Below are 14,194 nucleotides of genomic sequence, written 5' to 3' on the forward strand. Positions count from 1 at the left end.
ATCAGTGTGACTTGTCGGCCATTTTTCGGCGCGCTATGCCTTAAGCATGTCAAATATGCTCTCTCCTCTTCCTGCCGTCGCTCACCCACAGTTCGATGCATTTCTTGCGGAGCTGGAGCATGGTGACGCCTCTGTTTTTTCCGCCAATGCCGAGGCTCTTGGCCCCTTGCTCGAGCAAGCGCCCTATCTTCTCGATCTGGCGCGGAAAAACGCGTCGTGGTTGGCTGCGGCTTTGTCGGGAGACGCTGACGCCAGTTTCGCCGCCTTGCTGGCAGACGTGGCAACTGCAGGCCAAACCTCTGACGAGAACGAGCTGATGGTTTCGCTGCGGCGCGCCAAGGGGCAAACCGCTCTGCTCGCCGCTGTTGCCGAGGTGGGCAAACTCTGGACGACGGCACGCTCCACCGAGGCGCTGTCCGACCTTGCTGACGCGGCGCTTGAAGCCGGTCTCGATTTTCTGATGCGACAGGCAGCTGAAAAGGGGCGGCTGACCATCCCCCTCGACGAGGCCTGCGCCGCCAATTCCGGTCTCGCTCTCTTCGCTCTGGGCAAGCATGGCGGTCGCGAGCTCAATTACTCCTCTGACATTGATATCGTCGCGTTTTTTGATCCGCACAAAGCCGTTTTGGCTGATCCGAGCGAGGCGACAAAACTCTATTCGCGCATGGTCCAAAAACTGGTCAGCATCATGCAAGATCAGCAGTTGGGCGGCTATGTCTTCCGCACAGACCTGCGCCTACGACCCGACCCCGGCTCGACCCCGGTCGCGCTGTCGGTCGATTCCGCCATGGCCTATTACGAAGTGCGTGGCCAGAATTGGGAGCGGGCCGCGTGGATCAAGGCACGTCCTTGCGCTGGCGACAAACAGGTCGGCGACGCCTTTATCAAAGACCTCGCACCCTATATTTGGCGCAAGCACCTCGACTTCGCCACCATTGCCGACATTCAGGCGATGAAGCGCCAGATCAACGTGTCCAAAAAGGTCGGCGACATTCGTGTCGAAGGCCATAACGTCAAGCTCGGGCGCGGCGGTATTCGCGAGATCGAGTTTTTCGCTCAAACTCAGCAGCTCATCGCTGGTGGTCGCGACAAGTCGCTACGCGTGCGTCCGACCTCCTATGCTCTGGCCGCTTTGGCTGAGGCGAACTGGATCAGTCCGCGCACCGCCAAAGAGCTCACCGACACCTATTGGTATCTCCGTGCGATCGAAAATCGTCTGCAAATGCTACGCGACGAGCAGACCCATATGATGCCGGACACACCAGAGGACGTCGCTGTCATCGGCCGCTTGATGGGCGAGCCCGATCTCAAGACGTTTGAAACCAGCTATCGCGCTGCTTTGGAGCGTGTTGCCCGCTATTATGCAGAGCTGTTCACCGAGGGCGAAACTTTGGGTTCGGGCGAGGGAAATCTCGTCTTCACCGGCTCTGACGATGATCCGGGCACCCTCGAAACGCTCACCAATATGGGATTTGCTGAAGCCCACAAGGCCATCGAGACCGTCCGGAAGTGGCATTACGGGTCCTACGCTGCAACGCGCTCCTCCGTCTCCCGCGCCCATCTCACAGAGCTCCTTCCTTCTCTCCTTGTCACGCTCGGGCGTGCGGGCAATGCCGACGAAGCGTTGGCGCGGATGGATAACTTCCTGTCGCGCCTACCCGGCGGTGTGCAACTCTTCGCCCTGCTGCGTAACCACGAGCAATTGCGCACACTGCTGGTTCAGTTCATGGCCTCCGCGCCCCGCATGGCGGAAGCAGTTATCCATCGCGCCCATGTCGTGGACGGATTGATTGATCCCGCTTTCGCCAATGACGTGACCCATCGCGACGTTCTGGTGGGCAAGGTCGATGCATTTCTGGCTGACGCGCGTTCCTATGAGGAGCTCATCGACCGCGCCCGCATTATCGGTCAGGAGCAAAAATTCCTAATCGCTGCGGGTCTCCTGTCCGGAACGGTCAGCGCCGCAGGGGCAGGGGAGCAGTTCACGGCCCTTGCCGAAACGCTTCTCCATCGTCTCTTCGAAAAAGTGCAGGACGAGTTCGCCGTGCGCCATGGTCGCATTCCGGGGGCGGATGTCGCCATTCTGGCCTTCGGCAAAATGGCCAGCCGCGAAATGACCTACGCGTCAGATCTCGATTTCTTCCTGCTCTATGACGCGCCCGAAATCGAGAGCGATGGCGAGCGCCCGCTGTCCGCATCCCATTACTTTGCTCGCCTCACCCAGCGCTTGGTTTCGGCTGTGTCGGCGCCAACAAGCGAAGGCGTTCTTTACGAGGCCGATATGCGCCTGCGTCCTTCCGGCAATGCCGGGCCTTTGGCCTCGTCGCTGGCGGGCTTTAAGGCCTATCACAAGGACAATGCTTGGACTTGGGAACATCTGGCGCTGAGCCGGGCGCGCGTCGTTTCTGCCTCAGGCGAACTCAAGAAGCGTCTCCACGCCGAAATGGATGAGATCATGGCGCGGCCGCGCGATGTTCAAAAGACCATCGACGATGTGGTGACCATGCGCGAGCTGATGGCCCGGGAGCGCAAGCCGCGCCACGCCTTCGACCTGAAACTCGCCAATGGCGGCCTGGTGGACCTCGAATTCATCGCGCAGTCGGCCCAGCTTGTCGCCTTCAACCAGATCGCCTTGCCGGGCGCACAAACAGGTCGAGTTCTCGCTCGTCTCGGCGAGATCGGTCTTGTCCCAGAGGGGGCACGTCTGGCTGAAATTCTGTCGGTCTATGCAACGATCCTGCAGGTGATGAGCTCTGCGCTCATGTCGCCCTTCCAGGAGGAAGCGTGGTCGCCAGCGTTTAAAGACCTCTTGGCGCAGCTCGTGCATTACCCAAGCTTTGCCATGCTCGAGACAGATACTGCTGACATGCAAGGAGAAGTCGCTGCTGCCGCCGCCGCTTGGTATGAGCGCGCTAAAGCGCTCTAGTTAAGCGGCGAGTTGTGCGGCTGCCGCGTCGAGCGGCAGCGAGATCGCGACGGTCGTACCCAGCGATGGGCTCGAGTCGATCGCGAGATGGCCGCCAGAGAGTTCGGCGATGGCGCGGGCGATTGAAATGCCCAAGCCTGGCCCGCTGGTGCGGGTGAAGGTGGCGTCGCCCATTGCAAAAGGCTGGCTGAGCGTTGAAAGCCGCTCTTCGCTCATGCCAATGCCGGTGTCGCTGATCTCGATGACAACGCCATCTTCGGCAGCAAACGTCGCCAATGTGATCTGCCCGCCAGCTTTGGTGAAGCGAACAGCATTGTCCATGATATTGCCGAGCATACGGGTGAGACCCAGGCGGTCGCCGCGCAGAACAGCGCCCGTATGCGGGCCAACGATAAAGTGGATGCCCGCGCGCTGCGTCTGCGGCTTGAACCGCGCCACAACGGACTGCACAACTTCGTCGAGCAGCACCGGATCATGTCGCAGCGCCTTTTGCCCGCCCTCAAGCTCGGCCAGATCAAGAATAGCGGCGAAGGAGTTCAGCAGGATCTCGCCGGAATTCTTGATGGTGCGGGAATATTCGACGTAACGCTCGTCCCCGAGCGGTCCGGAAATCTGCATCTGCATCAAATCGGCAAAACCGATGATGTGATTGAGCGGGGTGCGAATGTCGTGGCTGAGATGCGCGAGGAAATTTGTCTTCGCCCGGCTCGCGGCTTCCGCCTTGAGCTTTTCCTCGTGATATTTGCGCGCCAGCAGGCGTTGTTCATGCCGGATAGTTTCCAACATGGCTTCGGTGCGCTTGCGTTCTGTAATGTCGCTGACAAGCGTCATAAACCCACCATCGTCGAGCGGACGTTCGTCAATCAGCAAGCAGGTACCATCGCCTCGGTAGAGTTCCAGCAGGCGGCCGTTGTCATCGTCACTGACGGTGTTCATATGCCCGCCATCAATCAACGCGTTGACGGCCTCTTTGTAGCGTAGCTGGCCCGAAGTGTGGTCGAGGTGGGCGCGATACTCGGCGTTGCAAACGATCATCTCGCCAGTGCCAGTCCAGCAGGCCAGTCCCATTGGGATTGCCGAGCATAGGCTCTCATAGCTGCCCACTGGCGCTTCGATCTCAGAAACCTCTTCGTCGCGGCGTCGGCGTGTTGCGAAAAAGCTCGCAAGCCCGGCAAGGCCAAGCGCAATCGCGCCGTGGCCAACAATCTCTGTAATCACCGCTGTGTCCGGAGTTGCGGTCAGCGCATCGGGCGGCGGCGATGCTGTCATCATGCTTGCATTGGCGACGCTGGCGATAAGATCGGGCGCTGGAGCGGCAAGCTCAGCGGCAACCAATGCGCCGATGGCATCAATGCCGTCAGCACCGTTGGTGAGGAGCGTATTTGCGTCATAGACGATGAAAAGAGCTGCAGCAGCAAAAGCGGTCAGTGCAACCGAGCGATTGCCAAAGCGGGCAGTACGCTTATCCTTCGCTTTGAGTTGGCCAGCGCGGAATCCAAGCGCGCCGGCGCCGGATACCTCCGACGACCGCATAAAATTCTCCATCTACTGAAACGGGTTAAGCCCCAACAAGGTCAGCCCTTAACAAGGTATGAATCATGTACCCTGTGATTGTCCAGCCTCGTTTGAATGCAATTTTTGCGGCAGCGGAAAAACGAGAGTCGATTGAATCACTTAGCGGTGAAGAAAAATTGTTCTCCACAGATCGCCCCGCGGAACGTCTCGCGAACGCACGCTGCCAGTGTTGTACTAATTCAGGAATAATGAAGCGGCGCACCCGTGGGTGCGCCGCCAAATTCGGTGTTTTGTAAATATATTAGCCTGCGAGAATACGGTCGAGGATCTCGCTAACGTTTCGGCTGAGGTTCGGCTGAGCGCGCAGGCTTTCCAACGCAGAACGACCAAGGGCCTGTCGGCGGGCTTCCAAGTTTGGCAAAATCCGGAACCCGGTGAGAATGCGGCTGGCCACCTGCGGGTTGATCTTGTCCATTTCCGCAACGGTGTCCGTCACAACGCGGAATCCGCTGCCGTCGAGGCGCGTAAACTGCACTAGATTGCTCATTGCAAAGCTGGCGACCAGAGACCGCACACGGTTCGGATTGGTTTTTGGGAACTCTGGGTCGGTCATAATGGCCTTGATCCGTTCCACCACACCATCGTCGCTCGACATTGCCGTGGCCATCAGCCACTTGTCGAGAACCAGCGGGTCTGCGGTAAAGCGGGTCCGGAAGTCGCCAAGGATCGCCTGCGCATCGGCAGTGTTATAGGCCGAAGCATAGCTCAACGCCGCATAGCGATCGGTCATATTGGCGGCGCTATCATATTGCGCCTTGGCCAAAGCTGCGCCCCGATCCGAGCCGCCCACCAGCAACACCAGCAGCTGATTGCGCAGCGACCGTCGACCAGCAGGTTTTGCATCGGGCGAATAGGGGGCGTCAGACGCCAGCGCGTGATAGTGCTTTTCGAGCGTATCAGCGATTGGCGCGATGAGTTCGCGGAGCAGCGAGTTGCGCACGTCCCGGACAACTTCGGGGTTCACGCCCTTGCCGATGGCGCGAAGAATGCCACCCGTGCCCGGAATTTCCAGCGCTTGCGCCTTAAACGCATCGTCAAGATTGCCGTTTTCCAGCGTATCAACCAGCGCTGCACCAAGCTTGCTGATGGCGCTTTCTGTCCAAGCCTTGCCCGCGACCGCGTCGACCATCAGTTTCGTGGTGGCCGTTTGCACAGCATCCCAGCGGTTAAATGGGTCACTGTCGTGCTGCGCCAAGAATAGCAAATCGTCCTGGCTGAGATTGCTCTCAACCTTCACGGGCGCCGAGAAGCCACGGAACAGCGAGGGCACTGGCTTATTGGCAACGCCCGTGAACGTCAGTGTCATCTCACCCTTGTCGAGAACGATGAGATCGTCCTCAACCACCCCGCCAGAAACCGAGGTCCAAGTCATCTCGCTGCCATTCGGACCCAAAAGCCCGAAACGCACCGGAATAACGCGGTCCTGTTTGGTCGGCTGACCGGGAGTTGGCTCGACAGTCTGGCTCAAAGTCAGCGTATAAGTCTGGCTCGCGGAATCATAGCTATCGGCAACCGAAACCTTCGGCGTCCCTGCTTCATGATACCAAATCGCAAACTGGCTAAGGTCGCGCCCCGAGGCATCCTCAAACACTTTGAGGAAAGCTTCTATGGTTGTGGCTTCCCCATCATGCCGGTCGAAGTAAAGGTCCGAGGCCTTGCGGAAACCCTCTTCACCGAGCAGCGTCGCGAGCATCCGCACCACTTCCGCGCCCTTTTCGTAGACGGTGGTGGTGTAGAAATTGTTGATCTCGCGGAAGCTGTCCGGACGTGGCGGATGCGCCAGCGGACCGGCATCTTCCGGGAATTGCGAGGCGCGCAAATTCTGCACATCGTGGATGCGCTGCACCGGTCGGCTCCGCTCGTCGCTGGTGAATTCCTGATCGCGATAGACGGTGAAACCTTCCTTCAGACACAGCTGGAACCAGTCGCGGCAGGTGATGCGATTGCCGGTCCAATTGTGGAAGTACTCATGCGCAATCACCCGCTCAATGCCGTGGTAATTGCCATCTGTCGCGGTTTCCGGCTTCGCGAAAACGAGGCGGTCGTTGAAGATATTGAGACCCTTGTTCTCCATCGCGCCGAAGTTGAAATCGGAAACGGCAACAATGTTGAAAATGTCGAGGTCATACTCGCGGCCAAAGCGCTTCTCATCCCAAGCCATGGAGCGCTTGAGGCTGTCCATCGCGTAGTCGCATTCGCTTTCCTTGCCATGCGCGCAGTAAATGCCAAGCTCCACCTTGCGACCGCTCATGGTCGTGAAACTGTCGTGGATCGACCCAAGATCACCCGCGACAAGCGCGAACAAATACGCCGGCTTCGGGAACGGGTCCTGCCAGACGGCAAAATGCATATTGTCGCCCGCAATCCCCTTATCGATGAGATTACCGTTCGACAGCAAGACCGGCGCGACCGAGAGCGGTGCCGTGATCCGCACCTTAAACGGCGCGAGAATGTCTGGCCGGTCGTAGTAATAAGTGATGCGGCGGAAGCCTTCGGGCTCACATTGGGTGCACCAAGTGCCGCTGGAGCGATACAGACCCATTAGCTTTGTGTTCTCGGCGGGCTTGAGGCTCGTCTCAACTTCCAGCACGAAGCGGCGGTTTGGCGGCTCGACGACCGTCAGCTTATTCGGTTCCGCCAGATAGGCTGAAAGCGCCAAAGGCGCGCCATCGATAGCGATGGATTTCAGCACCAGCTCGTCGCCATCCAATACCAGCGAAGTACCCGGTTCTGTGCCGTCGCGCGGTTCAATGGTGAGTTGCGAGCGGACGCGCGTATTCTCCTCGGTGATATAGAAATCGAGGTCTACTGACACGATCCGGTACGGGGTCGGTGCATAGTCCTTGAGATAAATCGTGTGATCACTATCGGTGCGCATGCAATGTCCAAAGACTTGAAGTTTCGGGTGACGTAGGGCGCGCAATCTGCGCTGCCGACTCCGCCTTAGAGTGTATCTTAAGCGGCACTCTAGCGTGTCGCCCAGTCGTCGGCGTCAAATAAGTCGGGAATAGGGTAAAGCATCACATCTTATCCCGACGTGCTAATCTGGAAGACACACGTCTGTTCTTGCTGTAATCCGCAGCCAAGAATTCGGCTCCATGCGCTCCAGAAGTTTTGAAAACTCTACGGCGCGACATGCGCCAGCCATTATACGAGAGTGAAGATGTTCCGTTGGTTTGAAAGCCGCATCGACGCCTATCCGCACAACGATCCCGTCGAACCGCCAAAAACCCTGTTGGGCTTTTGCCTGCATTACAGTCACGGTGCCAAAAAGTGGCTTGCTGCCATGACAGTGATGGGAGCCGGGGTGGCGATCCTTGAGATTTCCCTCTTCGGCTTCATGGGCTCCATCGTTGATTGGCTCGGCACTGCCGACCGCGCAACCTTCCTTGCAAACGAGGGCTGGAAGCTGGCCGGCATGGCCGTGCTTCTGCTCATCGTCATTCCTGTTTTGCAGTTCGCCGATACGCTGGTGATCCACCAGACCCTGCTCGGCAACTTCCCTCAGCGTATCCGCTGGATGGCGCACCGCTATCTCATTCGCCAGTCGATGAGCTATTTCCAGGACGAGTTCGCGGGTCGCATCGGCGCAAAGCTGATGCAAACCTCGCTCGCCGTGCGCGAAGTGGTGATGAAGGTCCTCGACGTCACGGTCTATGTGGCCGTCTACTTCACCGGCGCTATCGTCTTGGCGTTTATGAGCGACCCTTGGCTCGCGGTGCCCTTCATCGTTTGGCTGGTGCTCTACATTCTGCTGTTGCGCCACTTCATTCCGCGCCTCGGCAAAGTCTCCGAGCTACAGGCAGACGCGCGCTCGGTCATGACCGGTCGTATCGTCGATAGCTACACCAATATTGCCACCGTAAAACTCTTCTCGCACTCCAAGCGCGAAGAGAGCTACGCCCGCGAAAGCATGGATGGTTTCCTCGATACCGTTCATTCCCAGATGCGCCTTGTCACTCTGCTCACCACCACGATTACGGTGATGAACTGCGTGTTGTTGTTCTCGGTCTTTGCCGTCGGCATTGGCCAGTGGCTCAACGGCAATATGACCCCCGGTGCCATTGCCGTTGCCGCTGCGTTGGTTCTGCGTTTCCAGGGCATGAGCCAGTGGATCATGTGGGAAATGTCAGCACTGTTCGAAAACATCGGCGTGGTGCGCGATGGCATTTCCTCCATTTCGCTACCACGTGTGGTTGCTGACAAGCCGAGCGCAAAGCCTATTGGCCGCGTCACCGGCGACATCAAATTTGAAAACGTTTCCTTCCACTACGGCAAGGATAAGGGCGTTATCGAAGGTCTCGATCTGCATATTCAGCCGGGTGAAAAAATCGGCCTCGTCGGCCGCTCCGGCGCGGGCAAATCGACCATCGTCAACCTGCTCTTGCGCTTCTATGACCGTCAATCGGGCCGCATCCTTATCGACGGGCAGGATATTGCTGAAATCACGCAGGATAGCCTACGCGCCAATATCGGCGTTGTGACCCAAGACACTTCGCTGCTGCATCGCTCCGTACGCGATAACATTCTCTATGGTCGCCCCGATGCGTCCGAAGAGATGATGCGCGCCGCAGCCGAAAAGGCGGAGGCCATCGGCTTCATTCCCGGCCTGACCGACGCGAAGGGGCGCACGGGTTTTGACGCTCATGTGGGCGAGCGCGGGGTAAAGCTTTCTGGCGGGCAACGTCAGCGCATCGCCATCGCCCGTGTGCTCCTCAAGAACGCGCCGATCCTCGTCCTCGACGAAGCCACCTCCGCTCTCGACAGCGAAGTGGAAGCAGCAATTCAGGAACAGTTGGTCTCGCTGATGGACGGCAAAACCGTCATCGCCATCGCTCATCGTCTCTCGACCATCGCGATGATGGATCGCCTGATTGTTCTCGACAAGGGGCAGATCGTTGAGCAAGGGCCACATAGCGTCCTCGTCAACTCCGGCGGCATCTATGCCCAACTCTGGTCCCGCCAATCCGGCGGCTTCTTGGACCCCGACGTCTAAGACCCGAAACGTACAACTTCACCTCTCCCCCACGGGGAGAGGTCGAAAGCAGGTCGGGTGAGGGGGCTTTCCCAGCGCAAAGCTCTCCACTCCATCGTCTCCCTACCCCTCGAGGAGAGGGCCGGGGTGGGGGGATTTCTTGCCCTGCAGTCGCCCTTGCGTTGGGTTCCCAACACTCCCGCACGTCATCCTCGGGTCAAGCCCGCGGGTGAAGAACTGAGACCGAGACCAGTTCTCACGTTGCATGGTTGAGGCTCAGACACTCGACCTTGACTGTATCTCTTTTGAGATACACACTCCGGCATGGCCGCAAAAACCAGCATGCTCCACGTTCGTGTAGATGATAACCTCAAAGCCAAGGCTTCTGAGGCACTGGCCAATGTTGGCCTCACCGTTTCTGACGCTGTTCGGATCCTGCTGACCCGTGTTGCTCAAGAAGGCACCTTGCCACCGGGTTTGATTGCGGACCAAGCCGCTTACGATGAGTGGTTCAGCGCAAAAGTTCAGCAGGCGCTAGCAAGCAACGCCCCCACTCAGTCACATGATCAGGCCGTAGCCGCCCTCCGCTCTCGTCTCAAGTCCTAGGCCACTGCTGCATCGAGTGTAGCACGCGTAGAACAAGTACCCGTCCCGCCTCATGCCGATAGACTGCTATATAGTTGGCCGTCAGCACGAGTTCTCTTGTCCCTGTTACCCGGCCGACGCGTCCTCTGTTGGGCATAATTGCAAGTTGACCGACCCTTTGTTCTATCAAATCAACGAGTGCTTCCGCTGCTCGTGGATTGTCGTCAGCGATGAACTCGACGATTGCTAAAGCGTCGTCAGTGGCGAGCGATGACCACTGGACGTCTATCATTGGTGTTTCTGCCATCGCCCCACCTCTAAAATCATTCACGCATCACAAGCGATCTGAGCATGTGGCGCTATCGGCAGATTTCCTTCCACCGTCCTCGCGCCTTGCCAAAATCCTTCCATACAAAATCCTCTCGCCCCCCCTAGACGCCACCATTCCCTCCGCTACAAATAAGGCGATCGAAATCGATTGCACTGGCCCTTTTGCCAGTTGAGGAGGACTAGTCATGGCCGTTCCGGCGTATAACGCCGCCCTGTCTTTGGGCGGTGACTTTTCGTTGCGCGCAGCTTCGCGCGACATTGCGACCACCATCGCTCTGCCGGGCGACGTGCATACCGCGCTCTTGAATGCCGATTTGATCCCCGATCCCTATTGGGGCGAGAACGAAAAGCAGGTGCTTTGGGTCGGTGAAACCGCTTGGACCATGGATCGCGTCTTCTCCGCGACCGAGGCCGATATTGATGGCTATCTGACCCTGACGCTTTCAGAGGTCGATTGTATCGCCACGATCTTCCTCAACGGCGAAGAGATTGCCTGCACGGACAACACCTTCATCCGCTACGACATCGACGTGACCGGCAAAGTACGGCTTGGCGACAACACTCTACGCCTTGAGTTCGCCGTTGCCGAAGACATCGCCAACGCCCGCGCCGCAGCGCACCCATTCCCCATTCCCTTCACCAAAAACTACCAGACCAATGGGCTGAAGGGCATTCCGATGAACTTCATCCGTAAGCCCGCATGCCACGCGGGTTGGGATTGGGGCATCTGCACCATGCCGGTTGGCGTCTATGGCGCCATGAGCCTGCGCAAATCGCGCCTCGCTCGCCAAGAAAGCGTGCAGGTCGATCAGGTGCACGGCAAAACCACCGTTGAGCTTTCGATCAAAACCACCGTCCACGCTTTTGCCCATGGCGAGGTTGAAATCGCCCACACCATTGGCGGCCACCAGATTCTAGATCGCGTCGCTGTCCAAAAGGGCGAGAACGTCCTCACCCACAATGTCACGATCCACGATCCAAAACTGTGGTGGCCAGCAGGGCAGGGCGAACAGCATCTTTATGAACTCGTCACCGACCTTGAAGGCGAAGTCACCACCCGCAAGATTGGCCTACGCGACCTCCAATGGGTGATCGAGAAGGACGAGATCGACCACACCTTCAAGTGCCGGATCAATGGTCGCGACATCACCATGATGGGCGCCAATTGGATCCCAGCTGATGCGATCCCTTCGCGCATCACGCCAGAAGTTGTTGGCGATCTCCTCGCCAGCGCCGAAGCGGCCAATATGAACATGCTGCGCATTTGGGGCGGTGGGCAGTTCGAGCCCGATTGGTTCTACGACAAATGCGATGAGCTCGGCATTCTCATCTGGCACGACTTCATGTTCGCCTGCATGAGCTATCCGTCCAACCGTGAGTTCCTGGCGTCCATCGAAACGGAAGTCACCCAGCAGGTCCGCCGCCTGTCGCACCACGCTTGCATCGCCCTCTGGTGCGGCGATAACGAGGTCATTGGCTCGCTCGATTGGTATCCCGAAACCAAGAAGGACAAAGAGCGCTACATCGCCAATTATGACCGCGTAAATTCGCTTCTCCATCGCATCGTCGAAGACGAAGACACAATCCGTCGGTTCTGGCCGTCCTCGCCTTCGCTGGGCTATATGGACTTCTCCGATGGCTGGCATTCCGACACGCGCGGTGACCTCCACTATTGGGACGTTTGGCACTCCGCCAAAAGCTTTGAAGCCTACCGCACGGTCAATCCGCGCTTTGCCTCCGAATTCGGCTTCCAGAGCTTCACCTCAATGAATGTCATCGAGACCTTCTCTGAGGAAAAGGATCGCAATCCATCGTCGCCCGTCATGGAAAACCACCAGCGCAATGCGGGCGGCAATGCGCGCATTCTCGAAACCATGACGCGCTATTTCCGCTTCCCGCGCGATTTCACCCAGATGGTGTTCCTGTCGCAAATCCAGCAGGGTCTCGCGATCAAGACCGCCATTGAATATTGGCGTTCCACCAAGCCGCGCTGCATGGGCACGCTCTATTGGCAGATCAACGATCTCTGGCCGGTGGCGAGCTGGTCTTCGCTCGATTACGGTGGTCAGTGGAAGCTCATGCACTACATGGCGCGCCGCTTCTACCTGCCGATCAACGTCGTCGCTGTGCCTCAACACACCGAAGTGCGCACCAACACGCGCGGCATTCCCGTTGAAGGCCAGTTGCCGAGCGAGATCGTCCTCAAGGCCATCAACGACACTGGTCGTGATGCTACAATCGCGCTCGAAGTCCTAGCGGTTCGCGTTTCCGGCGGGCAACGGCAGCTGTGGTCGGGCAATGCCGCTGTCGGTCCCGATGCTGCCATTGCTGTAACCGAAATCGCCACGAGCACCCTTGCTGAGGACGAATTCCTCTACTTCATCTGGAAAGACGCCAACGGCAATATTCTGGGCGAGAACGACTTCTTCCTCAAACCCTACAAAGCCTTTGAACTGCCGCAAGCGAATGTCTCGTCGAAGTGGAGCGATGCAAATGGTCAGCCTGTCCTGACCCTTGAGGCGGACGCCCCCGCATTCTTTGTCACGGCGTCGACCAATGTTCCGGGCTATTTCTCCGACAATGCGGTCACACTTCTGCCGGGTCGTCCTGTGTCGCTCACCTTCACATCACGCCGCGGCGCGGAAGTTAGTGTCGCCACGCTGTCAGAGGGTTTGACGGTTCAGCACCTCGCTGAAACCTTCTAAACCGGGGTAGCTTTGAGCTTCCATACAAGATTGTGAGCCGCACCTATTGACTTGGGTGCGGCTTTCTTCAACCCTACCGATGCGGCGCATAAGACTCCCGCCGCGGAGTACCACCCTTGTTCATAGAATTTTCGTCCACGCCCACTCTGGGCGGGCCGTCGTTTGAGTTTCGCTAATGGCTTTTCCTGTTTTGCCGGTCGAGAACCGCGTCAACACCGCCATTGGCTTCCTGATGCTGTCCCAAGTCGTGCTACTGGTGCTCGATATATCGGCCAAATGGCTGGCGCTCTCGGGCATGCCGACCACCGAAATCGTCTTCGTGCGCTATGGCATGCACTTCATTTTGCTCATGCTGCTCTTCCTGCCGGTGCAGGGCAAAAACCTGTTCCGCTCGGGCAATATTAAGCTTGAGCTTGTGCGCGGCTTTTGCCTGTTTAGCACCACCTCGCTCAACTTCTGGGCGATGAGCTATCTGCCCCTCACCGTCACCAGCGCCATTGCCTTCACGGCGCCGCTCATGGTCTGCGCTCTGTCCGGTCCCATGCTGGGCGAAAAGGTGGGCTGGCGTCGCTGGATGGCCATCGGCATTGGCTTTATCGGCACGCTGATCATTGTCCGCCCCGGCTCTGAGGCCTTCCACCCAGCGGCATTCATCAGCCTTGGCTGCGCGGTCTTCCTCGCGCTCTTCACCATTTTCACCCGCAAACTTGCGGGGGTAGATGCCGCGCTGACGCAACAATTTTACGCCAGCATTGTGCCGATCACGCTTTTGGCTCCCGTGGCGCTCACCGGCTGGGTCTGGCCACAAAGCTCTATCTCTTGGGCTGCGTTCTTTGTTATGGGTGCTGCCGGGCTCTTCGGGCACATCTTAAACTCCACAGCCCTCCGATACGCGGGCGCGTCTATCCTCGCGCCCTTCACCTATGTCAGCCTCGTCTATCTCTCGATTGCCAGCTGGTTGATTTTCAACGAGCCGCCGGATGCTTGGTTTATCCTCGGCGCTTCGATCATCATTGGCTCGGGTATCTATATCTGGCTGCGCGAGCGCAAAGTGGCGCGACAAGCCGCCGCCGTGCCCCTCGTCGATTAAAACAAAAG

Annotated in this window: 8 protein-coding genes; 5 read left to right on the plus strand and 3 right to left on the minus strand. The window is 58.3% G+C overall.

What is annotated here, in order from left to right:
- The first annotated feature begins 55 nt into the window (after positions 1–55).
- Positions 56–2,926, plus strand: coding sequence for a bifunctional [glutamine synthetase] adenylyltransferase/[glutamine synthetase]-adenylyl-L-tyrosine phosphorylase (locus tag JHC09_RS09065; RefSeq protein ID WP_199531689.1), 2,871 nt, complete (start codon positions 56–58; stop codon positions 2,924–2,926).
- On the opposite strand, the gene JHC09_RS09070 is transcribed toward JHC09_RS09065, so the two are convergent.
- Together JHC09_RS09070 and pepN are read right to left on the minus strand one after the other, a co-directional pair.
- Positions 2,927–4,459 carry a PAS domain-containing sensor histidine kinase gene (locus JHC09_RS09070; RefSeq protein ID WP_199531690.1) on the minus strand — a complete coding sequence of 511 codons (1,533 nt, stop codon included), beginning with the start codon at positions 4,457–4,459 and terminating at the stop codon, positions 2,927–2,929. It abuts the gene before it with no gap.
- A 283-nt stretch (positions 4,460–4,742) separates the two neighbouring features.
- Entirely contained in the window at positions 4,743–7,379 is a 2,637-nt protein-coding gene (pepN, locus tag JHC09_RS09075) for an aminopeptidase N (RefSeq protein WP_199531691.1), read from the minus strand.
- Between the two features lie 285 nt (positions 7,380–7,664).
- Here pepN and JHC09_RS09080 point away from each other — a divergent pair, with 285 nt between their 5' ends.
- Positions 7,665–9,497, plus strand: coding sequence for an ABC transporter ATP-binding protein (locus JHC09_RS09080; RefSeq protein ID WP_199531692.1), 1,833 nt, complete (start codon positions 7,665–7,667; stop codon positions 9,495–9,497).
- 303 nt (positions 9,498–9,800) lie between these two features.
- Positions 9,801–10,082 carry a type II toxin-antitoxin system RelB/DinJ family antitoxin gene (locus JHC09_RS09085; protein WP_199531693.1) on the plus strand — a complete coding sequence of 94 codons (282 nt, stop codon included), beginning with the start codon at positions 9,801–9,803 and terminating at the stop codon, positions 10,080–10,082.
- Here the strand turns inward: JHC09_RS09085 and JHC09_RS09090 are convergent.
- Positions 10,072–10,368 carry a type II toxin-antitoxin system RelE/ParE family toxin gene (locus tag JHC09_RS09090; protein WP_349236534.1) on the minus strand — a complete coding sequence of 99 codons (297 nt, stop codon included), beginning with the start codon at positions 10,366–10,368 and terminating at the stop codon, positions 10,072–10,074. The genes JHC09_RS09085 and JHC09_RS09090 overlap by 11 nt on opposite strands.
- A 208-nt stretch (positions 10,369–10,576) precedes the next feature.
- Here JHC09_RS09090 and JHC09_RS09095 point away from each other — a divergent pair, with 208 nt between their 5' ends.
- Both JHC09_RS09095 and JHC09_RS09100 read left to right on the plus strand, forming a co-directional pair.
- The gene (locus JHC09_RS09095; protein ID WP_199531694.1) at positions 10,577–13,096 is read left to right on the plus strand and encodes a glycoside hydrolase family 2 protein; all 2,520 of its coding nucleotides are present in this window, start codon (positions 10,577–10,579) and stop codon (positions 13,094–13,096) included.
- A gap of 175 nt (positions 13,097–13,271) precedes the next feature.
- The gene (locus tag JHC09_RS09100; protein WP_199531695.1) at positions 13,272–14,186 is read left to right on the plus strand and encodes a DMT family transporter; all 915 of its coding nucleotides are present in this window, start codon (positions 13,272–13,274) and stop codon (positions 14,184–14,186) included.
- Positions 14,187–14,194: the final 8 nt, after the last annotated feature.

Origin of the sequence: Devosia sp. MC532 (assembly GCF_016461625.1) — a bacterium.
In the GTDB taxonomy this organism is placed as follows: Bacteria; Pseudomonadota; Alphaproteobacteria; order Rhizobiales; family Devosiaceae; genus Devosia.

Excerpts from the sequence above, each read along its gene's own strand:
- JHC09_RS09070 (WP_199531690.1), bottom strand. The coding sequence starts at position 4,459 with ATGCGGTCGTCGGAGGTATCCGGCGCCGGCGCGCTTGGATTCCGCGCT.
- JHC09_RS09085 (WP_199531693.1), top strand. The coding sequence starts at position 9,801 with ATGGCCGCAAAAACCAGCATGCTCCACGTTCGTGTAGATGATAACCTC.
- JHC09_RS09080 (WP_199531692.1), top strand. The coding sequence starts at position 7,665 with ATGTTCCGTTGGTTTGAAAGCCGCATCGACGCCTATCCGCACAACGAT.
- pepN (WP_199531691.1), bottom strand. The coding sequence starts at position 7,379 with ATGCGCACCGATAGTGATCACACGATTTATCTCAAGGACTATGCACCG.
- JHC09_RS09090 (WP_349236534.1), bottom strand. The coding sequence starts at position 10,368 with ATGGCAGAAACACCAATGATAGACGTCCAGTGGTCATCGCTCGCCACT.
- JHC09_RS09095 (WP_199531694.1), top strand. The coding sequence starts at position 10,577 with ATGGCCGTTCCGGCGTATAACGCCGCCCTGTCTTTGGGCGGTGACTTT.
- JHC09_RS09100 (WP_199531695.1), top strand. The coding sequence starts at position 13,272 with ATGGCTTTTCCTGTTTTGCCGGTCGAGAACCGCGTCAACACCGCCATT.
- JHC09_RS09065 (WP_199531689.1), top strand. The coding sequence starts at position 56 with ATGCTCTCTCCTCTTCCTGCCGTCGCTCACCCACAGTTCGATGCATTT.